This window comes from Neobacillus sp. 19, from assembly GCF_049463095.1.
GTDB lineage: Bacteria > Bacillota > Bacilli > Bacillales > Cytobacillaceae > Neobacillus.
In genome coordinates this window covers 1-23763 of the sequence record NZ_JBMPZU010000068.1, presented here as the reverse complement: position 1 = coordinate 23763, position 23763 = coordinate 1, and the positions used below count along the sequence as shown (strand labels likewise).

Genomic DNA, 23763 nt, shown 5'->3' with positions numbered 1-23763 from the left:
AAAGGATTTTATGTTATGTTCGGGAGATCTCCATTGATGTTTAAAATGTATTTACATAAAAGATGTGGGGTCCGGACCCATACATTTCATTTTTCATATTTAAAGCATAACAAAATTCTGAATAATAACGAAATTTGGTATCCCGCGATATGCAGACCTCTCACCCTATCTAAAGGGGTTAGACGAAGGTACCCTGTAAATGCTTATTTTTCTTACCCAATGCTCCAGTTTCCTCCAGATAGCTATTTTGTTAGTTAACTTTTGCCATACTTCCCAGAACGTCCTGTTTTTGAAAAACCTTTTTGACAAAAGGTGTAAAATGAAAGAATTCGTGACAATCTATTGAGGACGTAGTTCGTAAAGGATGTGTCCTTCTTGCATTTTTTCCATGGCCAGGAATCTTTATCAATGTTTGAGTGGGTATTAAGAGCAGGAGTCATTTTTATCTTTGTCGTCTTTGCTGTAAAAGTTATGGGTTCTCGTGCCATTTCACAGTTACGATTACTTGATTTTGTGATTGCCTTAATGCTGGGAAACATTATTGCCCACCCCTTATCAGACCAGAGAATTGGATTAAAGGGCTCCGTCATTTCAACCATTGTCATCGTTATGCTCTATTTGCTGGGTATTTTTTTGAGTTTAAAATGGCCGGGACTAAGAAGAATCATTAATGCTAAGCCCTACCCACTTATTAAGGATGGAGAAATCTTGTATAAAGGATTAAGACGGGCAAGAATTTCAATCGATGATCTATTAGCGGAATTGCGGAAAGAAAAAATTGAGGATGCTAAAAAAGTAAGCTTAGCTTTATGGGAATCCAGCGGTGAGATTTCCTTGTTCTTAGACCCCAAATATGAAGCTGTTACCCCTTCATTCTATCAGCTTCAAACAGAACCTTTTGATCTTCCCCAGACAATCATACGAGAAGGAAGAATTGACTTTACCGTTTTGAAGATAATCGGTAAAGAGGAAGAGTGGTTAACAAACAAGCTAACGTCTACTTATCATACAGAAGTACATAAAATCCTTCTTGCCACTATTGATAGCAAACATAATCTGAAGGTCTTTTTATATGTGTAACTTAGTTGAAGGCACAAGATCCATAAAAAGAGGTCCGATCCGCTGCTGAAGGCAGTGGATCGGACCTCTTTTTATCACAATGAAAATAAGTTATGCTTGCCTGCTTTCCAGCCTGCGTGCAATTAATGACAAACAGTAGTTTACAATAAAGTACATAAAGGCCACTACAATAAAGATTGGAATAATGTAATTAATGTTTTGCGCATAAATGATTTGGGCGTTGTGCATGAATTCCGGTAGAGCAATAACCACGCACAGTGACGTATCCTTTAATAAAGAGATAAATTGGCTGACAATCGGCGGAACCATTCGCCTTAGGGCTTGTGGCATGACAATAGACATTAACGTTTGGATATACGTTAACCCTGATGAACGAGCTGCTTCGATTTGTCCTTTATCGATTGAATTCAAACCGCTTCTCACAATCTCAGCTAACATGGCTGATTCAAACACAGTCAATGCTAAGATCGCCGCAACCGTTGGGGTTAACTTTATTCCCACTTCCGGCAGCCCAAAAAAAGTAAAGAAAATAATCAGCAACAGCGGCATATTCCGAATCGTTTCAACGATCACTGCGACGACCTTCGATAGGAAAGGAATTTTTGCATATCGTAATGTCCCAAGCACAATTCCAATAATAAAGCTAAGGACAATTGAAACAAAGGCAATGTAAAGCGTCACCTTAAAACCAGCGGCGAGGAATTTTATATGATCGACTGAGAGAGCTCCTGCAATATCCATCATTCCCCTCCTTAATGACTTCTAGCCAAGCGTTTTTCCAGATAACCAACGCCCAGACTTAATGGTATTGTTAGCACAAGGTAAAACATCGCAACAAAAATATAGACATCAAATGTAACGAATGTATGGGAGGATACCAAATCACCGAAGTACATTAAATCTAAACCGGCGATCATTCCCAAAATGGCGGAGTTTTTTACAAGATTTATAAACTGATTGCCAATGGGAGGAATGACGATTTTGATCGCTTGTGGCAAAATAATCGTCCACATCGCCTGCAAATAAGTGAGTCCTGATGATCTTGCTGCCTCCATTTGCCCTTTCGGTACGGCCTGTATTCCAGCGCGGATTGCTTCGGCAATGAATGATGCCGTATAAATAGCTAGAGCAATCGTACCTGCGACAAATCCGGTTAACGTTACTCCAATTGCCGGAAGACCAATATAAAAGAAGAATGCTATGATTAAAAGAGGAATATTCCTGATAAATTCAACATAAGCGCTGCCAATCCAATTTAACGGTTTAATGGGTGCGATTCTCATAACAGCTACAATCACCCCAATAATAAAGCTCCCGATCAGGGCAAGTATACTTGCCAGCACTGTATTCTTAAATCCTTCTAAATATGTATCCAAGTTATCAATCAGTATCGTAAAATCGAGCATATAGATCTCCCCCCCTCTTCATAAAAGTGGTCAGGATGAGCAAAAGTATGCCCATCCTGATTTCAACGGATGTTAGTTGGTTTTGATCCATTTTTTGTGAATTTCATCATACTTTCCGCTATCTTTCATCTTCTGAAGAGCGCTATTAATCGCGTCAACTAGTTCTTTATTTCCTTTTTTAACGGCAATTCCATATGGCTCTTCCGTAAACGTACCACCGACCAACTCATAGCTTGAATCTTGGTCAGCCATACCGTAAAGAATCGAGTCATCTGTTGTTAAGGCATCGCCCTGACCGGATTTCAATGCTGTGAAGGCTTCCGTATAGTTTTCAAATTCTAATACAGTAGTATCTGGTGCTTTTTCGCGAATATTGATGGCGGATGTTGAGCCTTTAACCGCAAGAACCTTCGTACCTTTTTTCAAATCTTCAAGTCCTTTGATTGGGCTTCCCTTTTTAACAAGCAGGGATTGTCCGGCATCAAAGTAGACATCTGAGAAATCAACCTCTTTTTTACGTTCCTCTGAAATCGTCATGGTTGCGACGATTGCATCAATATCACCATTGTTTAACATTGGAATACGAGTTTTGGAGGTAACCTCTTTGAACTCTACCTTTTTCTCGTCACCAAGAATGTCTTTTGCTAACTCTTTTGAAATATCAATATCAAAACCTTCAACTTCACCGGTAGATGGATTCTTAAGTCCAAATAATCGTGTATCGTATTTTACCCCGATCACAATTTTATCTTTCTCTTTAATTTGCTCTAAAGCATTTTTGGCAGCTGATCCTGCTGTTTCTTTTTCACCGCTTTTACCGCAAGCTGAAAGCAGCATGGAAGCTGATAATAGAAGAACGCCAGCAATTTTACTTGTTTTACTCTTAAACATAGTAATCCCCCTAAAGTTTAATGGTTTAATATACGGCTGAGAAATAGACGCGCTCTTTCTTCTTTTGGATTGACGTAAAAATCAGCCGGTTTTCCCTGCTCAAGAATTTGCCCGTGGTCCATGAATATGATGCGATCTGCAACCTCTTTCGCAAATCCCATTTCATGGGTAACGACGACCATCGTCATCCCTTCTTTTGCTAGCGTTTTCATAACGTCCAGCACTTCCCCAATCATTTCCGGATCCAGGGCAGAAGTAGGCTCGTCAAACAGCATTATCTCTGGTTTCATAGCAAGTCCTCTTGCAATCGCCACCCTTTGCTGCTGGCCCCCTGATAATTGAGATGGATAAGAGTTTGCCTTATCGGGTATCCCTACTTTTTCAAGATAATACATTGCAACTTTCTCCGCTTCCTCTTTCGATTGTTTTAATACCATCGAAGGTGCGGTCGTAATATTTTCAAGAACGGTCTTATGCGGATATAAATAAAAATGCTGAAATACCATCCCGATATTTCGCCTTAACTGGTTAATATTTGTTTTTTTGTCATTCACTTTCACACCGTTAACGGTTAATTCTCCGTCAGTAATTGTTTCCAGCCGATTAATGCAGCGAAGCATCGTACTTTTCCCCGATCCAGAAGGACCGATGACAACAACAACTTCCCCTTTATTAATTTCTAGATTAATATTTTTAAGAACATGAAAGTTCCCATAATACTTGTTTACCGAATCAAACCGAATCATCCCCATCCTCCTCCCTGTTGTTTTTTTAAAGTATGTAGCCTGTCCAACTGTCAGATTCAGTCAACTTTCGACTCTTCCGAATATACAAACAATTAATTGTATAATAAAATACTACAATTCATTTCTAATTTAGTAAACTATAATTCGGAAATTTGTTAATATTAGGAAGAAAGAACCGGATAGAAAGGACCAGAGGGACGGTTCTCATGGCTTTTAATGTAAATAGATTAACCCCAAGAAAAGTCTACTTGGTTTTTGCTCACACAAATAGGGAGCCTCATCAGAGACTCCCATTCAAAACAATCCTATCAGTTCTGCAAATAATAATGCCCTGTGAAACTTCTTCCACTTACACCGGAGCCAATGTGGATTCTGGTGTTGTCATTTTGTCGTAAAAGTCGACGAATTTATTGCGGTCGGCGCTATCACGGTAGGCCATGGCGACTCGCGGGTGTTCATTTAGAGCGCCGGAAATCATGTAAGGAATAATATAGCCCCACTCCCACTTTTGGCGCATTTCGAGCATGTGTTTTTCAATGACGCCAAGAACCGGTTTCACTTCATAAGAAGTTTTTCGGATATAGCTGACAAGCAGCTCGGTATTACAGTTCCCGGCCGCACGGCCCATGCCATAAACGGAGGAATCAAGGAAAGTAACACCATTTCGCATCGCCGTTAACGTATTCGCGAAAGCTAATTGCATATTGTTATGCGTATGGATCCCAAGCTGTTTATTTGGGAGCATCGCTTTAAACTTTTTCACTTGATGCTCAATATCCATCGGATCTAAGCTTCCAAAGGAGTCAACGATATAGACCACATCGACAGGACTTTGCTTCACCATTTCAAACGCTTCAATCAACTGATTTTCAGGGACACTTGATAATGCCATAATGTTAAGCGAAGTCTCGTAACCCAAATCATGAAACATTTGAACTAGCTCCAAGCCCTTATCTACTTCACGGATGTAGCAGGCAATTCGAATCATATCTAATACACTTTGCTCGCGAGGCAAAATATCATTCGGGTCCACACGGCCAATATCTACAAGAGCAGATAGCTTCGTGGATTTTTTCTCCGGGATAATTTCTTTCAGGAATTCATCATCCAGAAATCTCCATGGATTCGGCTCAGTCGCATTAAGTAGTTTAGCGGAGTTTTTGTAGCCAATTTCCATGTATTCAACACCGGCTGCACTTAGGCCATGGTACAAGTCCTGAACAAATTCGACGCTAAAATTCCAATTGTTAACTAGCCCTCCATCACGAATGGTACAGTCAATAATTTTGGTATGTTGCTCCATGATTGAAATCTCCCCCTGTAAGTTCCCTATTTTACTATTATTATATAACTGTTAAACTTTAAATCAACAGTGCTGCCTTCATAAAATACCCTGTGGTTAGGGTCTTACTTTCACGCTTTTAAGCACTAAAATATTAGAATCTATACTACCATTCTTGGAAGCTAATGTCTACTGAAAAAAAAGAAAATTATGAAGAATAAGACGAAAAAGAGAAGTGCTGCGAACACTTCTCCATGTAACCTCTACCGCCAGGGTTGATGGTTGTATGCGATAGTTGACATGTGACAGCGCAGGATGTTTTTTTCCCAGAACGCTAATTCGAAACCATGTCCCATTACCCCTCATATCCATTAACAAAAAACTGAATCGTCTCGGCCTCAAATTCATCTAATTCTCTTTGCAGGTCCTTCGACATTGCTGCTGTAATTGCTACCTGATTCCCTTTATATTGTTCTGTTAGGTTTGCTGCACTTTTCAGCGTGTTAAGCATGAATTGAAACTCCTTTTTCATTAACGGTGCTTCATGATGGGAGAGGAAAAAGGTTTCAGCCTCATAGGTTTCGATTTGCGCAATTAATCGCCGCGTTTTCTCAATTGTGTAGTTCCATTTTTCCGAATAAAGATTGGCATACAGACTATCGCCCAGAAACAGCACTTTTTCCTGAGGTATATAAATAACGCAAGAATCCGCCGAATGATCACCGCCCACATGCTCGATTATGGCGGTTAGGCCGCCAAGATTGAATGTCATTCGATGATCGAATGTGATTGCTGGTTTAGTGAGAATGATCTCACGCTGATTTCCGAGCTCCTTTTTGATGGCATCGGCACAAAACGGAATTTCGATTCCCTCTTTGACCCGTTGATCAAGGAATTCATCTTCCCAGGAAAGCTGCTGCATTTCGATAATTTTCTCTTGCGTTTTTTCAAAAGCGAAGATTGGCATTGGCATGTCGTTCATCCCAAAAACATGGTCCCAGTGCCAATGTGTGAGCACAAGAAAGTCCCCGCTAATTTGGAGGTCTTCTAATTGTCTTATAAATAGCTGTGCATGGCTGGAAGAATTTCCGGCATCAATCAATAATGTCCGTTCCTCCCCCGCTACTGCTGCTAAAATAGGCCTGTCTGTTTCTTGATAAGGCGGTAAATACACAATGCGGTTCGAAATCCTTTGAAGTTTCTGCATGACTAGTCTCCTTGATGAAATATTGAAATGATAATTAAATGTTCGTTCTTCTATAATTAGGGTTTTAATAATGGTCTGAACCACATCATATCAAATTCTTGCTGGAAGGGGAAAGGTGAGTTTTAATACTACGGAGGATCTTATAATAATGAGAAACAAAAAGATAAAAGCAAGGGAACAACCCCTTGCTTCTTATCCTCTCGACAAAAACCGGTGTGCTTGGCACCTACCAATCCCTTCGCGGCTTGTATCCGGCATTCTCTAGGAAGTCTTTTTCGACTTCAAGTGACAATCCGTTCATCTCCACATTTGCTGATCTTGAAGTTATTAACATTTTGCAGGCCATTTCCAATGTTTGCAGTGCCATTCTTGCTTCCTTTATGTTAACGTCGTAAACCAAGACACCGTGATTTTCTAGTAATAGAATATTGGCTGCTTTTGCCTTTTCGGCAACGGCTTCCCCTAATGTGAGTGTCCCCGGGTGGTGATAGCCTACCCGTTCTACTCGTTCTAGATAATACATGGTTTCCACAAACCAATTGGATGGAATCTCGATAGAAGAGCAGGCGACAAGTGTCGTATAAAAAGGAGAAGCATGGAGCACAGCCCCGATTTCAGGACGATTTTCGTAGATTGCACGGTGCATAGGCGTTTCCTTAGAAGGCTTTTTACTGCTGTCCAACTGCTTTTGTACATCCCAAGCAACCGCTTCCCCGGAAAGTGAACAAACTACTAAATCCGAATCCTCCAACTCGCCGAGATATGTCCCGCTTGCGGTAATTACATACTCATCATTATTGGTTCGTGCACTTATATTTCCGGCAGTTCCCCACGCTAATCCGTATTCCATCATATATTTTCCAGTCTTTCTGAGTTCTTTTCTAATTAACTCAGCCTTTTGCATAGTGATACACTCCTTTGATACGGTATTTTTTAAAAAAGTTCCACACGATGAAATGTGGAACCTCAATGAAGTAGTTTACTAGAAACGAAAGGTATCACAATTTTCACAATACCCGACTCATATTGAAAAACTTATTTAAACAAATGGACTAGGCCGAGTGATAATTGTGGAATAAAAGTTAACAAAAGTAATGTTACAAGGAGCACACCGTAATATGGAAGCATTCCTTTTGAAATCTGATCCAGCCTGATTTTGGCAATCTGTGATGAGATAAATAGGTTAACACCAAGTGGTGGTGTACACATTCCTAACGCTAAGTTTACAATCATAATAATACCAAAATGAACCGGGTCGATTCCAAGTTGTGTAGCAACCGGCAATAATAACGGTGCCAAAATAATAATAGAAGCATTTGTTTCCATAAACATACCTACAATAAGCAGGAAAACATTCACTAATAATAAGAAGATAATCGGATTATCAGAAATATTAATAAAGAACTCAGCTACTGCTTGCGGTACATTGGCACGAGTGATGATCCACCCGAACAAACCGGCACTAGCGATGATGAACATGATGGTTGCCGTTGTCACAGTTGATTGGGTGAAGATTTGAATAAATTGTTTAATTTTTATTTCTTTATAGATAAGAACACCTACGATAAACGCATAGCCTACAGCAACCCCGGCAGCTTCCGTCGGGGTAAAAATCCCGCCGTAAATACCACCCAGAATAATGACAGGCATTAATAACGCAAGGATTGACTCCTTGATAGCAATCATTTTTTCATTGAATGATCGTTTAGGTTCACGTTTATACCCTTGTTTCTTTGCAATTACCCAAACCGTCATAATAAGAGCAAGGCCAATAAGAATTCCAGGTACAAATCCTGCCATGAATAGATCTCCGATTGAGACCGAAGCGGTTACCCCATATAAAATCATCGGAATACTTGGTGGAATAATAATACCTAATTCACCCGCAACCGCCTGTGTGGCGCCGGCAAATTTAGCATCATAACCACGTTTAATCATTCCCGGAATAAGCATACTCCCCAGTGCTGCCGTAGTTGCCGCACTTGAACCGGAAATGGCTGAAAAGAACATAGCCGTTACAATCGTAACAATTGCGAGCCCCCCAGGCAGATGACCCGTGAAAGCATTAGCTAAGTTGATTAAGCGTTTGGATATTCCCCCATATTCCATTAAGGTTCCGGCAAGAATAAAGAACGGAATGGCCATAAGCGGAAAAGAGTCAATAGAAGTAAAAGAACGTTGAACCAGTACGATAAGGGGCGTACTCCCCTCCCACCATAGGGCAATGGCTGAAGCTAGTCCGATTGAAACGGCAATTGGGACACTTAAAGCGAAAAAGACAAGCATACAAATCATTAACACAATAGCCATTATTTTTCGCCCTCCTTTTTGTAAGCTAATTCCAGAATAAAAGCAATTGAATTAAGCGCTAACAATAGTGAACCAATTGGGATTGCGGCATATGGAACAGCCATAGAAATTCCTAAACTTGCAGAGGTTTGAGGCATAACGCGCTCGATCATTGTAAGCCCTTGGAAAAATAAGATGGCGAAAAATACGATAGATAGAATCATGACAATCATTAATAAGATTTTTCTCTTCTGATAACTTAGTGACTCAGGAAGTAACTCAATAGAAATTAACTTATTATGCCTCATTGCTAAACTAGCACCCGCAAAAACTATATACACCATTAAATAACGGGATAATTCCTCAGACCATGTCAATGGAAAATGAATAAAGAAGCGGCTTATGACTTGTGCGATAATCAATATGGACATAATACCCAGCATCAAAGCGAGAATATATCCAACTGCTTTATTCAAGGTGTCAACCATTTTTACAACTTGTTGCATTATAACTCCCCTTTGCACCAAATAGGTTTGGAATTTTTAAGGGTACCAGGACTATGTATGACCTTGGTACCCACTAGTCTAACAATTACTTCGTATTCACAATGCTCTCATAAAGCTTCTTATCAGCTTCTGATTTGTTGGCAAAATCTTTATGCACGGACTTTGCTTTTTCCATGAATGGCTTTGTATCTACATCCACAACTTCCATACCTGCATCTTGAACCTTTTTAAGCAGTTCTTTTTCTTGTTCGTAAACAATTTTATTTTCGTATTCAGTCGCTTCTTTTGCTGCCTCTTCAACTGCCTTTTGCTGTTTCTTTGAAAGCTTGCTGTACGCACTGTCGCTCATTGTCAACATAACATAACCATATACGTGATTTGTATTAATCAAATACTTTTGAACTTCATTTAATTTCGAACTTTCAATTAAAGCAAGCGGATTTTCCTGCGCATCAATAACCCCTGTTTGAAGGGAAGAATAAACCTCACTAAAGGCCATCGGAGTAGGTGTCGCTCCCATTGCTTTCCATGCTTCAATGGAAGCAGGTATTTCAGGAACACGAATTTTGATGCCATCTAATTCAGATGGTTTGGTTACTTTTTTATTAGCAGTCAATTGACGCGGCGTACGTTCCCAGAATTGAAGGCCGCGAATTTGCGCATTTGCAAGCAAGTCTTCTTTCAATTGCTCGCCCACTTCACCGTATAACACCTTTTCCATATGCTCACGGTCACGGAACAGATACGGTAATTCTAATATGGAATATGGCTCGTAAAAATTGGAAAGGACGCCGGCAACTAGCGCAAAGTCTACTGTTCCGAGCTGCATTCCTTCTATTAAATCACGGTCATTCCCTAAAGTTGAGCTTGCATAGACATCCACTTTAACGGTTCCATCAGACTTCTCATTTACAAGTTCCGCAAACTTTTTCGCTCCAAGATTCCACGGATCATCTTCCCCTGCAATATGACCAAGTTTTAATGTGACAGCCTTGTCCGCCTTTCCGGAATCTGAACCTTTCGATGTTTCCTTTACCCCGCACCCCACAAGACCAAAGCTCAAGGTCAAAGCCATTGTCGCAAATCCTAACTTTTTCAACATCATTTTCCTGCCCCCTTATTTATCCATTACTTTTTTTAAAAATTTCTCCACTCACTTTAAACTTGCATAATACCCCTAGTTTGAAACTGCATTTATTGTAAAAATGGAAAAACGCACCTAGTTTGAATCGCTTTCATTTTAAAATTCAACAAGCACCTTTAATGAAGAATCTTCCTTTTTATCGACCATTTGAAATCCTCTTGCTGCTTCCTCATATGGAAGCTTGTGGGTAATAATGACGTCTTCCGCCACATGACCAGCATGAATCAGTTCAATTGCAGAAATGGTATCTTCCCTTGTATAGGTCATGCATCCAACAATTTCTTTCTCTTGCTGCTGCAAATTGACGATATCAAACGTTTGCGTTCCATGGAACATCGCAATCGTCACACAACGCCCGCCTCTGCCAAGGAGTGAGATGGCCTGGTCAATGATGCCTGGTACACCTGCCGCAACCAGCACCTTGTCAAACTCGCCGCCAACCACTTCCTTTGCTTCAGAGATCCAATCTTGCTTATTTAATGTGTTCAACGTATGGGTTGCACCCATTTTACTTGCACTTTTCAATGCATAATCCATAATGTCCGTAACGAGAACAGTTGTTGCTCCTGCTGCTTTTGCAGCTGCCAATGTGAGCAGTCCAATTGGACCAGCACCAAGGATCGCAACTTTATCACCAAGTTGAATATCTGCTTTTCGGACGGCATGTACCCCTACAGCGAGTGGTTCGACGAGAACCCCTTGATCAAAAGTCATGCTGTCCGGTAATTTGAAAACAGTCTGTTCCGGGGCAGCAAAATACTCCGCCATCGTTCCATACCAGCCATTTAGACCAGGAGCTCCGCGATGCTCACAATAATTCACATTCCCTGTTAAACATGCTTCACAACTGCCGCATCCAACCTGAGGTTCAACCGTTACCCGGTCACCCACTTGGAATTGCGTTACGCCTGCTCCGATCTTAACCACTTCTCCTGCAACCTCGTGCCCGATGATAACGGGCGGTTTTCGGAATAAATGAAGTCCCTTGTACGTATGAATATCAGACCCGCAGATTCCAGTTACTTTTACTTTAATTAAAACGTCTTTTTCTGCTACCTGAGGTAATTCCACGTCCTTTACAATTACCTCACAAGCACTTTCCACAAATACTGCTTTCACTGTTCTTCCTCCCTAGATCCCCAATTCCCATTTAAAAATTCAGACTGTGACAATGTGTTTAAAACATTAGCTTTTGCTTTGATTGCTGGAGATGGTTCTCAATTAATTCAATAGACTTCTGATCACCATTTTTCAAGTGTTTATAGATTTCCACATGCTCTTTCCAGAACTGCTGCATCCTTTGTGGGTCTTTCTTTAAATGAAGCAGGGTGATTCGGACTAAATGATCTTGATAATTCAACAACACCCGATAAATTTCTTGGTTTCCCAAGCATTCGCAGAGCAAAAGATGAAAGTCATGATCCGCACGAGTGAAACCTTTTATATCCAATTGGGTTGCCTTTTCCTCGGTAAGGGCAAGATTCTTCTCGATCTCCTTACACTGTTCAGCGGTTAATTTCCCCGTAATGTTCGTGCCAATATAGGTCTCAAGCGCAGTCCGGAGATTGTAAATATCAATAATGCGATTCAAGGACAGTTCATTAATGATAATACCTTGCTTGGAAGATATGGTGACAAAGCCTTCGGTTTCCAAGCGGACTAACGCATTCTTAATTGGCGTTTTGCTCATTTGGAGAATTTCAATTAATTCACGCTCCGATAGGAAACTCCCTTGTGGAAATTGTTCGTCTAATATATTTTCTTTAATCCGCTGGTAAGCCACATCTTTCAGAAGAGGGGCTGCATTTTTTTTCGTCATACTTTCCATCTACTTACCACCTTGACTAGTTAATACGATCGTTTAACCTAAGCTAACCTGCTTTGGCTCACTTGATGCTTTTCGTACATTTGTAAAATAATTTCTTCCGCCCAATTGACCGCCTTTAAGCGCCAATTCAATTCCGTCAAATCTGCTATCATCGGAATAGGCTTTGCAAAGCGGCGCCCCAGGAGAGATTGGAAGCAGCGTCTCTAAACCGTAAACCCCTATTTCTCGAGTAGCAAACCCGGACGTATCTCCGCCTGCGATTATGACACGTCGAATATCGCTAGCTTCTACAACTTCACGAATCCATTTTCCAAGCTGGCGGCCAATCAATTCACCGGATTGAAATTCAGGAATCCCCAGCTGCTGGAAAAGCTCACGTGTTTCCAAAATCGCTGGATCTTCCGGCCCCATTGCTGTATACAGAATCACGTTTTCCCCCTCCTTAATCAGCTTAATGACCTGATTTAACAGTTCCCGAGGGAGGGACTCCGTATTGACGATTTGCTCCGGTTTTATTTTTATCCCATAAAACCCATCTTCCAACGCCTCTTCGATTTGCTGCTGGGTTACCATTGAGGCACTTCCTGAAACAGCAAATACTTGATTTCTTGCGGGAACAGACTCGGATAATTTCGTCATTCTTGCCGAAACATCATCATTTTTCCAATGGGCTGTTAAGGCATAACCTAGGCCTGAAGAACCGACTACAAATGAACGACCGTCCTCCGCTGATTCCCAAATCAGTTGGCCACTTACACGAAGTCGTTCTTCATCAAGTACATCAAAAAGCAGCACTCCCGGTTCGCTCGACTTCTGTTTGTACCTTTCTCTTACAGCCTCAATACTGCCTTCCAATTCTAAAATGTTCATCAACCCAATGGATTCCGAGGTTTGTTTTGCGAGATGAAGGCGCAGATCCGCTTCAAGCATCGGTGTAATCGGATGCCTCGACATAACCGGGTGCCGGTCTAACCGATAAACGGTATCATGCATTCTCGCAAAGTGTTGGCCGAATATCGTATATCGTCCTAAAGGCGGCGCCCCTATTAAAAGGGGAATGACCTTTTGTTCGTCAAAATATTCTCTCGCTAATTCAATTGCTTTCCCGATACTTCCTACTTCCGGGGCAGAGTCAAACGTAGAACAAGTCTTATAATGGACAACTTTTACCTCCGTCTCAGCAAAGCTCTTGAACACCGGACGCAGCTCCTCTTCCATGTCAGCGGGACTTTTTGCCCTGCTTGTTCCTGCCACTCCAATGCAGCTAATTCCTTCAAACCGCTTTAGCATGTCTACATTAGGCGGCTCGAGGAAAAGAACCGTCCGATACCCATTTATAGCAAGTGCCTCCATTGCATCTGTCGATCCAGTGAAGTCATCCCCATAAAAAGCGAGTAACAGTTCATTTTCTTCCATCGTGTGTTTCCCTCCAAGGTTAAGTTGTCGAAAATTTCTCTATTGCCCTTGCTAATTCTGGATGCCGCTCTGCATACGCTTCTATCGAAATCCCTTGTACAGCTGCTTCCCATCCTTGCCTCATACTAAGAACCCCTGCTTCAATCCCATCTGGATGGGCCAGAATTCCTCCGCCTGCCAAATGGATGACATCAGTTGTAGGAACTGATTCATAAGTCGGGATCGCGCTTGCTGCCCATTGTGCCGAGGATAGAACCGGCATGATTGGATAACCGCCAAGAAAAGGTGTTAAGCTATCGCGAATCGCTTGTGCGACAGTCTCGTTATCCTCGGAGAATTTATTGTTTAAGCCATTGGTATGGAGGTGATCAACCCCTGCAAGCCGGCATAGCTTTTGAAAAACGGTAAAACTCATTCCCAATAGTGGGTTGCGGGACATTGCTCCCCATTGCGTGCGATGTCCATGAATCGGCAGCTGTGAGTATTGGCGCAAGTAAGCGGTGCCACTTAGGCCCACACTATTGGCACAGACCATCACACAAGTCCCGCCTGCATTTAGCACTAAATCATGATTTCTGCGGAGTTCATCAATATCACCGGTAATGTTGAAGGCATACATCAATTTTTTACCGGTTCGATCTGCCACCCGTTCAATTTCTTCCATAATAACCTTGACTCGCTGCTCAAGTGGTGCGAAGGCAGGGTTGGCACATAACTCATCATCTTTAATGAAATCAATGCCTGCTTCAGCAAGCTCCCTGACAAGCGGCCGGTAATCTTCGGTATGGAGACCGATGCTCGGCTTAATGATGGTTCCAATTAACGGTCTATTTTCCACACCGCTGAGTTTTCTCGTTCCCGTTATTCCAAATTGCGGCCCGGGATACTTTTCGGCAAAAGCATTTGGAAGCTCTAAATCTATTAATCTTAACCCAGAGAAAGCTCCAAGCTCGTATAAATTTCCGGCAACCGTCGACAGCAGGTTTGGTAATGATGGTCCGAAATTATCAAGCGGAAAAGAAAGCTCAACAATCGCTCTCCGGTACACTGCATTGGAAGGATTGACTCCCTTTGGAAGCTGTGCACCCGGTAAAGAGGGAGTATGGACAGTATCTAATTCTGTTATTCGAACTACCTGGGCTCCGTGTTTTTCTCTCAATTCCGGTGTTTCACCTGGTACTGATACAAAGGTTCCAGTTGATTGTTCTCCGGCCATTACTTCGGCTGCGTAATCAAGCGGAAAAGCGGTTTCTACTATGTACTTTGCATGAACTCTATTGGACTGCAAAAACCACACCCACCTTTCATGTCATACAATTAATGGTTTGTTCATATGTGCTGGATAAATCTAACATAAATCTATCATAGATCTATGTTAGATTCCTCGTTATTTATAATATTTTAAACCGCTTACATTGTCAATGGGATTTTTCTAAAAATTTTAAATATTCTTGTGATACTTTTCACAAGTCATGTACTGATTAATTTAATGAGGTACTCTCTATAAAAACCATTTCCACCCTGTCCATTTCTCCGCCATTTATCTATATAGAAGGTGAAAGGTGGTGAGGGACAATGGCACAAGCGTTATTAGAGGAAACGAAGCTTCGCCTGGTATTTGATACCGGGAATGACGAAGAGGGAAATCCGATCTATAAGGCGAAAACGTTTAGCAACGTCACAAAGGCTGCGACTGCCGACCAATTTATGCAGGCAGCAACGGCAATCTCTGTTTTATGCAAAGATCCGCTAAACAAAGTGGAGCGCAATGACAGCTCCGAAATCCTTATATAAAGGGATGGTTTAATCAAAGGTCTGCTAGCTTATAGGGCCAAATGAATGGAGGTGATTAGAAATGGCGAAGACGCTAGAATTGCAATTTGGAACGGAGTTTGGGAAGACTGCCCGAATTTCAGTCGATAATCCGAAGGAGCCGATTGATGAAGAAGTGGTAAAATATTCGATGGAGCAAATCATCGCATCGGACATCTTCACATCAAGCAGCGGCCGATTTGTGACACCAAAAGGTGCAAGAGTAATCGAGCGCAATGTGACAGACTATGAACTTGTTTAATCAGTGAGAGGCCGGCTTCCTTTTGAAGCCGGCCTCTTTTTATAAACAGATTTTACCTATCCATACAAATAACAAATTCGGTTTTAAGGCTGTCATTACTATTTATCATCACAAGTTCTTCTCCGCGATTGAATTCATCGTTCTTTGCCATCCACGGTTCTACGCAAATAAATTCCTTATCCTTTTCCGTCCATAACACAACATACTTAAAGGGAGAACTATAGCTTAAAGTGATCGGTTTCTTCAAACCTGGAGGGTGGAAGGTAATATTTGTTTGATTGGCATCTAATAACAGAACAGATTCTTTTAAGTTTGTTAAATCGACACGGCCAGTAAACTGTTTTTCCAACCCATCATTGTAATCATAGTATCGCGTTGCATCGGTTTCATAAGAAAGATGCTTTTCGCTTGTTTTAAAATATGGGTGAAACCCGGCATAAATTGGCATAGGCTGGTCCCCAAGATTTTTATATTCTTGATCGATTAGCAGCTTTCCGTCCTTTAGTGAATACGTGTAGACAACCTCAAATTCAAATGGGTAGGAACCTTTCGTTTGTTCGTTACTCGTTAATTGAATCGTAATCGCTGCTCGGTTGTGTGTATCAGTCGCTACTACTTCCCATGAAAGGTTACGGGCAAATCCGTGATTTTTCATCGAATAGGCTGTTCCTTCCCACACGTAAGTTCCATTGGACAATTGGCCACTAATTGGGAAAAGGATGGGGATGCCGCCTCTGACATTGGCCTCTGAATGATAAAATGTTTCTTCATTAAGGTAGAGCAGCTCTTCCCCTTCTACACCATAGGAAAAGATGATGCCTCCCCGTTCAGGCGCCACCTTAACCCATGAATGAGTATCAGTATCCTGCAGCACGTATATCTTATAGTCGGAATCCATTTCTACGTTGACTTGATACATGTTTTTCCATTCCTTTCTGCGAAAAAAATAAAGACTGGTTTTTAATGTTGAAAACCCCTTTTCAAACATTATACCCTATTCGACAGCCGTCCCCATTCTGGCCGATTAACCCACATCAAGCATTTTGTATTGTGCTTTTACTAGTTCATTATAAATTCCTTGCTTTGTCATTAATGTATCATGGTTTCCTTGTTCAAGGATATTTCCATGGTCAAGTACAATTATTTTGTCTGCTCCTCTGATTGTGGATAATCTGTGGGCAATCATGATGGCTGTTCTGCCTTTTAATAACGTTTTTAAAGCCTGTTGGATCTTAACCTCTGCTTCTGTATCAATGCTCGCAGTTGCTTCGTCTAGAATGAGAATTTTCGGGTCAGCCAACAGTGCTCTTGCGAAGGAAAGCAGCTGCCGTTCACCAACAGATAGGATATTCCCCCGCTCTTCCACCTCTGTCTGATAGCCATTTGATAGCCGGTTAATAAAATCATCCGCACCTACTGCTTTCGCGGCAGCCAGCACTTCCCCATCACTAGCTTGCGGATTGCCAAAGCGAATATTTTCCATAATCGTCCCCGAAAAAATGAACGTATCCTGCAGCACCACACTAATTTGTGAACGGAGACAGGCGATAGACAGTTCTTGAATCGGATGACCATCGATTTTGACCATACCTGCAGTCGCATCATAAAAGCGGCTGACCAAATTCGCAATCGTTGTCTTGCCTGATCCAGTATGTCCGACAAGCGCTGCCGTTTCCCCTGCTTTGATTGAAAAAGAAACCCCGTTTAATGCCTTCCGTGTTGCATTATAAGAAAACTCTACCTCCTCAAAGTCTATATCTCCTTTGATGGACGGGAGGACCAATGGTTTAGCGGCCTCTGCCACAATCGGCCTTTCATCTAAAAATTCAAAAATACGCTCAGAAGAGGCCATGCCAATGAGAAGCTGATTATACAACTGTCCAAGCCGGGAAATAGGCTCCCAAAACATCCCTAAATAAAAGGCAAAGGATACGAATTCTCCAATCGTACATTCACCGCCCGCTACAAGAAATGCCCCGTACCAGATTAGAATCGCCGTCCCCATAGCATTGGTCATCTCGACAAAGGGTCCAAACATCGCATTTTTTTGTACGGCCTGCTTCCACGTTTGAAAGTTTTCTTGATTGAGTCCCTTAAAAAATTGGATATTTTCCTTTTCCTGAGTGAATGCCTGTGTAACACGAATCCCCTGTATACTTTCATTCAAATGGGAATTCATTTTTGACTGGATATGCCGTACGGACTGCCACGATAGTCGAATTTTCTTTCGCAGGCTTGTAGAAATAAAAAACATGATCGGCAAAATAACCATGATCGCAATAGTGAGTTTGGCGTTCAAAGAAAACAAAATTAAAATGGTAGCAAATAAAAGCAGGAAATCAGTTAATAGATTAATAACTCCACTTGTGAACAACTCTTGCAGGGAGTTAATATCATTCATTATCCGCACCAGAATGGAACCGGCCGAACGCTGGTCAAAGAATCGATGGGATAATGACTGCACATGTGTAAACAAGTGCTTTCGTAAATCATAAATGACATTTTGCCCGAGCTCATTCATCCAGCGGATTCTTAGTAAATTGACTATATACGATAATACATATAGCCCTGAAATAATGAAAACAAGTTTCATTAATAACGTGGTGTCTTTTTCAATAATCGCTTTATCCAGTGTATAGACCCCAATCAAAATTGGAATGATTAAACGGATGGCCGTAGAAATAATCACCGTCAAAAACGAAAGGGGCAGTAAAGTTTTTGAATAGGGTTTTACATACTGTAACAAACGCCACATTTGTTTCCAGTTAAATGATTTATCAATCACTTCATCCTGAGAGTAGTGAAACCGATCTAATATCAGTTGTTTCTTTTGCTTTTCTTCCATAATTCCACCTACCTTACGAGCCTTTCCATAATAGCTTCTTGGTCCTGGTATTGAATATTATACGTTCTTCGATACGGTCCATTGCCGGCCAACAGCTGCTCATGTGTTCCTCGTTCAATAATTCGTCCGTGCTCTAATACTAAAATTTCATCTGCATGTTTCAATGAGGAAATACGATGCGCAATGATAAAGGTGGTTCTCCCCTTCATGACCTCCCGTAAGGCTTGTTGAATTTGAAATTCTGTTTCCATATCCACAGCACTCGTCGAATCATCTAAAATAAGGATGGCCGGATTCAGACAAATGGCACGGGCAATCGCAATCCTTTGTTTTTGCCCTCCAGAAAGACCCATTCCCCGTTCTCCCAGCATCGTGTTATACCCGTCCGGAAGCTCCATAATAAAATCATGTGCTTGAGCCCGTTTAGCAGCATCGATAATTTCATCCATTGACGCATCCGGCCTTCCGTAAGCAATATTCGCTTTAATGGTAGACGAAAACAGAAAGGTTTCCTGTAACACGATTCCAATCTGTGAGCGAAGCATGCTTAACCCATACTCCTTAATTGGACGGCCGTCAATCAGAATATCCCCTGCGGATGTTTCATAAAAGCGAGATAAAAGCTGAATCACGCTGGTTTTTCCGGAACCGGTGGCGCCGATAAAGCCAATGGTTGAACCTGGAGGCGCATCGAAACTTACATCCTGTAGGACGGCTGTTTCTTCTTTATGATACTGGAATGACACATGTCGAAAAACAACATGCCCATCCATTTTCCCACTGCCTCTTACATGATCTTCATCATAGATCGTTTCATTCGCTTCTAACACTTCAAGGAGCCTTTCGCCGGAAGCCTTGGCCTGCGAGAACATATTAATGGTAAATCCCAGGTTCATGACAGGCCATAGAATATACCAAACAAGACTGTAAAAGGCTACAAGCTCCCCGGGTTTTACCTCTCCATTTATTACCTGATATCCGCCAAATGCCAATAATGTGACAACAGAGATGTTTCCAATCAGCTCCATTAAAGGAAAATACTTCGACCAAACCGATGCCGTATGAAGCTGTTTCACTCTGTAATCATGATTGGATGCAGTAAAGCGCTCAATCTCGACCCCTTCTTTCGATAAAGCTTTAACCGTGTGGATTCCGCTTATATTTTCCTGTACCTTTGTATTTAAGCGGCCGAACGATTCTCGAATCCCGCGAAACGCCGGATGTACAGCTTTGTCGAACTTATAAACAACAATGCTCAAGAATGGCAGTGCGATAATGGTGACCAGAGTGAGGGAAACAGAGTAATAGAACATGACACACAAACTGGCACCGACCTGAATAACAAACCGGAGTACCTCTGCAAAACCGAATGACACAAAAAAACGGAAGCCCTCCACATCCGCGGTCAACCGGGACATTAAGTCCCCTGTCTTCGCATTATCATAATAGCTGAATGACAGCCGCTGCAGCTTTTCATATAGGGCGTTTCGAAGAAGGTATACTGATTTAATGCCGAACATATCCGCCAAATAATGCTGAATATAGGTTGACAGCCCTTTTACTGCCATAATCATGATAAACCCCAGCGAAATCCATGGCACCCAGCCATATTGTCTGCCAAGTACCACATCATCAATCGTCATTTGTAAAATGACCGGATAAACAACAGTAATACCCGCCATGATTATTAGAAAAAGCGTCGACCAAATGAAGTCCCGTTTATAAGGAAGATAAAACGATTTTAACTTTTTAAAAACTAACATATTTTCCTCCCTTTTGATAAAAATATTTTGCATGCTTTAATGATATATAACGAGACTAGAAATTATTTCTTAAATTTTATATTTCGGCTAACTAAATTTTTAAAAAAAATGATTCCATGGAACAGTCCCTTAACAAATACAATTACTTCTAACAAAAAAAAACAGGCCAATTTTGCAAAGGACGTGGCCTGTTTCAATTTTTATTGATGAAAACTCACTGCCTTCATTCCATTCCGGAATCTTAAAGACTTACCTATTTCAACTGGTGTAATCTCAGCCGCTGAAAATGGCTTTAAAGATACCGCGAATTGAAAATCTTTACATTCTAGCTGATACGGTTTCGTCAAATCGGGACCACAGCTTGCAGAGCCAATTCCATTCTGCCCGTAATCAAGATGAAAGGTAATAGAATCTTGTTTTTTCAAATCGTACGTATGCTGTGCTTGATCAAGATTTTCGGTTGTATAATAGTGCGCACTGAAATCGAGCATCGGATTACCTGCTGCCACAAAGCCTATTCCACTAGGGTCCGTAACGGAAACCCAGCGGACCTCATGGCGATTGCCGTTTTCCTGCGGATAGATATAGGGAGTAAAAAGCTCCTCCACCTTTTTAGCATAAACGCTAACCCGGTTAGCTTGTTTGCTGTCGCTATAGGCCTCCCCCGGACCACGCCCATACCAAGTCACATCATCAAAATAAACTGGCAGCTTCATTTGCAAGCCAATCCGCGGCAGTGTTTTGGGTCCATCACCCTCTAGAGAGGCTTGTACGTCGATATCTATTTCACCATTACTATCAATCATATACGTGTATGTGGCGCGGATTCCCCAAGCAAGGATGGGCGGGGCAATGCGAACACTTGAAGTAATCACTACCCTGTCTTTATTCTCCGTTTGCTGCCATTCCACACCATCAACACGGTGCTGCAGCCAGTGGAGACCAAATTGCCTCCAGCTGACAGCGGAGCGGTGATCATTATCAATTAATGCCCGCCAAAATTGCAGCTTCGGGCCCGCTTCTAACAGGGGAAGTCCTTGATAGGTCCATGTATCCATTGTTCCATCGATAAGATTGAAGGCAATAGAGAAATCTTCACCCTTTATTACCAATCTGTTATGGGTTTCCACACATTCAAGCGGTGCAGGCAGCGGCTGAACTGCCTTTTCACGGTATGTTTTTTTTACAGGCAATTCAAATTGTGCCCATGCCATTTCATGTCCTGTTTTCGCCCATACCGTATCAACGCCCAATGTAAACTGCAGGTGCAGCCAATAATCCGTATTTGGTTTGATGTGGGAAGGAAGCGTAAATGGAATCGAAAGCCGTGTACTTTCACCTGGCGCGATATTCGGTGCCGGCATCACGCCTTGTTCAATCGGCTTACCATCAGCCTCAATCGACCAAGATACGTTCAAATGTGCTAAGGAAATAAAATCATACCGGTTGGTGATTATTACTTCCCCTGTTTTTACATTCACCGCTTCCACATGTACCGGTTCGATGACTTTCTTATACTCAATTAATCCAGGTGAAGGGGTCCGGTCCGGATTCACGAGCCCGTCGATAACAAAGTTATAATCATTCGGGGTATCGCCGAAATCGCCCCCGTAGGCAAAGTATTCCTCACCCGCTTCCGTCAAGCGACGAATGCCATGATCACACCATTCCCAGACAAAGCCTCCCTGCAATCGTCTATATTTGTAAATCAGATCCCAATAGTCTTTGATTCCCCCGGGGCCATTTCCCATCGCATGAACATATTCACAAAGAATATGCGGTTTCGCTAGATCTGTTCTCTTTCCCCATTTTTCGAGAATTTCTAGAGATGTATACATGGATGAATGAACGTCCGAAACGGATGGATCTCTTTTTGGATCATTATCGTCCTCGCGCATAATGCTCGCCGACTCACCTTCGTAATGGACGAGACGCGTCGGGTCATTTTCTTTCATCCACTCACCCATGGCATCATGATTACGTCCATATCCTGATTCGTTCCCTAAGGACCACATAATAATTGATGGATGATTCTTATCACGGGCAACCATCCTTTTGGCCCTGTCGACATATGCCTCTTCCCATTCAGAATCATCGCTTAACATATTGCTTGGACCCACATAATCGATCCCGTGGGTTTCCAGGTCTGCTTCATCAATGACATACATGCCATACGTATCACAAAGATCATAAAACCTTGGATCATTTGGATAATGAGCTGTTCTTACAGCGTTAATATGATGCTGCTTCATTAAAATAATGTCATTCTCCATGGCAGCAAGCGGCACAGCACGACCCAAATCCGGGTGAGAATCATGCCGGTTGACCCCTTTTAGCTTGATTGCCGCACCATTGACAAGGAAAACACCATCCTTAAGTTCAATCGAACGAAATCCGGTTTTATTTGGCACTACTTCTACAATGTTTCCACCCGCATCTTTCAGGCTAACCAGCAAATGATAGATATATGGATGTTCCGCAGACCATTTTTTGGGACTTTCCACCGGGATATCGATAGTCGCTTTGACAGTTTGATCACTTGGAGCGGCCACTAGCTGTGAATGGACAGAAACTAAGTTTCCTTCCCGATCAAGCAGGCGGTATTCAAGTTGATAGTTTTCCAGTTGTTGATGACTGCCATTTTCGATTGCTGTCTCAATTTTAAGAATCGCATCTTCATAGTTTTCATCCAGATTGGTTGTAACGAACAGGTCTTGAATATGCACCTTCGGCTTCGCTAACAGATACACATCCCGGAAGATACCGCTTAACCACCACATATCCTGATCTTCTAGATAACTGCCATCAGACCATTGATACACCCTGACTGCTAAGGTATTATTCCCTTCACGAATAGCGGAAGAGATATCAAATTCTGCCGGGATTCGGCTTCCCTGACTATAACCAACCTCAATCCCATTTACCCAAACATGAAAGGCACTATCCACACCTTCAAAACGTAGAATAATCTTTTGCTGCATCCATTCCGGTGGAATATAGAAACTTCTCCTATAAGAACCTGTTGGATTTTCGGTTGGTACATAAGGAGGATCCACTGGAAACGGGTATTGAACATTCGTGTAGTGCGGCTTCCCATACCCATTCATCTGCCAGTTAGAGGGAACCATAAGCTCATCCCACCCGCTCACATCAAAGCTATCTTGATAAAAACGGTCTGGTCCATGGAAGGGATTTTCAGCATAATGAAATTTCCACATTCCATTTAACAGCTTAAACCCTTTGGAATTTGCCCTTTCATACGTTAATGCTGATAGAGTATCCCGTC

At 41.9% G+C, this 23763-nt stretch carries 21 protein-coding genes; 3 read left to right on the top strand and 18 right to left on the bottom strand.

Annotated elements, in window-relative coordinates:
- Window positions 1-408: 408 nt before the first annotated feature.
- Window positions 409-1080 carry a DUF421 domain-containing protein gene (locus tag ACO1D1_RS21795; RefSeq protein ID WP_423337084.1) on the top strand — a complete coding sequence of 224 codons (672 nt, stop codon included), beginning with the start codon at window positions 409-411 and terminating at the stop codon, window positions 1078-1080.
- Between the two features lie 90 nt (window positions 1081-1170).
- Here the strand turns inward: ACO1D1_RS21795 and ACO1D1_RS21790 are convergent, their stop codons facing one another.
- The 14 genes from ACO1D1_RS21790 to ACO1D1_RS21725 all read right to left on the bottom strand — a co-directional run bounded on the left by ACO1D1_RS21790 (window position 1171) and on the right by ACO1D1_RS21725 (window position 15083).
- Entirely contained in the window at window positions 1171-1821 is a 651-nt protein-coding gene (locus tag ACO1D1_RS21790; protein WP_149871933.1) for an amino acid ABC transporter permease, read from the bottom strand.
- 11 nt (window positions 1822-1832) lie between these two features.
- Window positions 1833-2486 carry an amino acid ABC transporter permease gene (locus ACO1D1_RS21785; protein ID WP_149871934.1) on the bottom strand — a complete coding sequence of 218 codons (654 nt, stop codon included), beginning with the start codon at window positions 2484-2486 and terminating at the stop codon, window positions 1833-1835.
- 72 nt (window positions 2487-2558) lie between these two features.
- Entirely contained in the window at window positions 2559-3377 is an 819-nt protein-coding gene (locus ACO1D1_RS21780) for a transporter substrate-binding domain-containing protein (RefSeq protein ID WP_149871935.1), read from the bottom strand.
- A 17-nt stretch (window positions 3378-3394) separates the two neighbouring features.
- Window positions 3395-4123 (bottom strand): amino acid ABC transporter ATP-binding protein, encoded by a 729-nt coding sequence (locus ACO1D1_RS21775; protein WP_423337083.1) that lies wholly within the window; start codon window positions 4121-4123, stop codon window positions 3395-3397.
- A gap of 349 nt (window positions 4124-4472) precedes the next feature.
- Window positions 4473-5426: an aldolase catalytic domain-containing protein gene (locus ACO1D1_RS21770; RefSeq protein WP_423337082.1), complete on the bottom strand. Its 954-nt coding sequence runs from the start codon at window positions 5424-5426 to the stop codon at window positions 4473-4475.
- 334 nt (window positions 5427-5760) lie between these two features.
- Window positions 5761-6612, bottom strand: coding sequence for an MBL fold metallo-hydrolase (locus tag ACO1D1_RS21765; RefSeq protein ID WP_423337081.1), 852 nt, complete (start codon window positions 6610-6612; stop codon window positions 5761-5763).
- A 226-nt stretch (window positions 6613-6838) separates the two neighbouring features.
- The gene (locus ACO1D1_RS21760; RefSeq protein ID WP_423337080.1) at window positions 6839-7516 is read right to left on the bottom strand and encodes a class II aldolase/adducin family protein; all 678 of its coding nucleotides are present in this window, start codon (window positions 7514-7516) and stop codon (window positions 6839-6841) included.
- 131 nt (window positions 7517-7647) lie between these two features.
- A complete protein-coding gene (locus ACO1D1_RS21755; RefSeq protein ID WP_149871940.1) occupies window positions 7648-8922 on the bottom strand; it encodes a TRAP transporter large permease in 1275 nt (424 codons plus the stop codon).
- Complete coding sequence (locus tag ACO1D1_RS21750; protein ID WP_149871941.1) at window positions 8922-9407, bottom strand: TRAP transporter small permease; 486 nt, start codon at window positions 9405-9407, stop codon at window positions 8922-8924. The genes ACO1D1_RS21755 and ACO1D1_RS21750 overlap by 1 nt, the downstream gene beginning before the upstream one ends.
- An 85-nt stretch (window positions 9408-9492) precedes the next feature.
- Window positions 9493-10512 carry a TRAP transporter substrate-binding protein gene (locus tag ACO1D1_RS21745; protein ID WP_223820819.1) on the bottom strand — a complete coding sequence of 340 codons (1020 nt, stop codon included), beginning with the start codon at window positions 10510-10512 and terminating at the stop codon, window positions 9493-9495.
- A gap of 135 nt (window positions 10513-10647) precedes the next feature.
- Window positions 10648-11670: a zinc-dependent alcohol dehydrogenase gene (locus tag ACO1D1_RS21740; protein WP_149871942.1), complete on the bottom strand. Its 1023-nt coding sequence runs from the start codon at window positions 11668-11670 to the stop codon at window positions 10648-10650.
- A gap of 58 nt (window positions 11671-11728) precedes the next feature.
- Window positions 11729-12379: a GntR family transcriptional regulator gene (locus ACO1D1_RS21735; RefSeq protein ID WP_149871943.1), complete on the bottom strand. Its 651-nt coding sequence runs from the start codon at window positions 12377-12379 to the stop codon at window positions 11729-11731.
- Between the two features lie 33 nt (window positions 12380-12412).
- Window positions 12413-13795 (bottom strand): four-carbon acid sugar kinase family protein, encoded by a 1383-nt coding sequence (locus tag ACO1D1_RS21730; protein WP_149871944.1) that lies wholly within the window; start codon window positions 13793-13795, stop codon window positions 12413-12415.
- Between the two features lie 19 nt (window positions 13796-13814).
- Entirely contained in the window at window positions 13815-15083 is a 1269-nt protein-coding gene (locus tag ACO1D1_RS21725) for a ribulose-bisphosphate carboxylase large subunit family protein (RefSeq protein ID WP_423337079.1), read from the bottom strand.
- Between the two features lie 287 nt (window positions 15084-15370).
- Between ACO1D1_RS21725 and ACO1D1_RS21720 the strand changes: the two genes are divergently transcribed.
- Entirely contained in the window at window positions 15371-15589 is a 219-nt protein-coding gene (locus ACO1D1_RS21720; RefSeq protein ID WP_149871946.1) for a DUF1659 domain-containing protein, read from the top strand.
- 61 nt (window positions 15590-15650) lie between these two features.
- The gene (locus ACO1D1_RS21715; protein WP_149871947.1) at window positions 15651-15869 is read left to right on the top strand and encodes a DUF2922 domain-containing protein; all 219 of its coding nucleotides are present in this window, start codon (window positions 15651-15653) and stop codon (window positions 15867-15869) included.
- 52 nt (window positions 15870-15921) lie between these two features.
- Here the strand turns inward: ACO1D1_RS21715 and ACO1D1_RS21710 are convergent, their stop codons facing one another.
- The 4 genes from ACO1D1_RS21710 to ACO1D1_RS21695 all read right to left on the bottom strand — a co-directional run.
- Window positions 15922-16788, bottom strand: a complete 867-nt coding sequence (locus tag ACO1D1_RS21710) for an aldose epimerase (RefSeq protein WP_149871948.1) — start codon at window positions 16786-16788, stop codon at window positions 15922-15924.
- Between the two features lie 105 nt (window positions 16789-16893).
- A complete protein-coding gene (locus ACO1D1_RS21705; RefSeq protein WP_149871949.1) occupies window positions 16894-18714 on the bottom strand; it encodes an ABC transporter ATP-binding protein in 1821 nt (606 codons plus the stop codon).
- A gap of 8 nt (window positions 18715-18722) precedes the next feature.
- Window positions 18723-20477, bottom strand: coding sequence for an ABC transporter ATP-binding protein (locus ACO1D1_RS21700; protein WP_149871950.1), 1755 nt, complete (start codon window positions 20475-20477; stop codon window positions 18723-18725).
- A 200-nt stretch (window positions 20478-20677) separates the two neighbouring features.
- A partial coding sequence (locus tag ACO1D1_RS21695) for a glycoside hydrolase family 2 TIM barrel-domain containing protein (RefSeq protein WP_423337078.1) occupies window positions 20678-23763 on the bottom strand: 3086 nt, incomplete at its 5' end.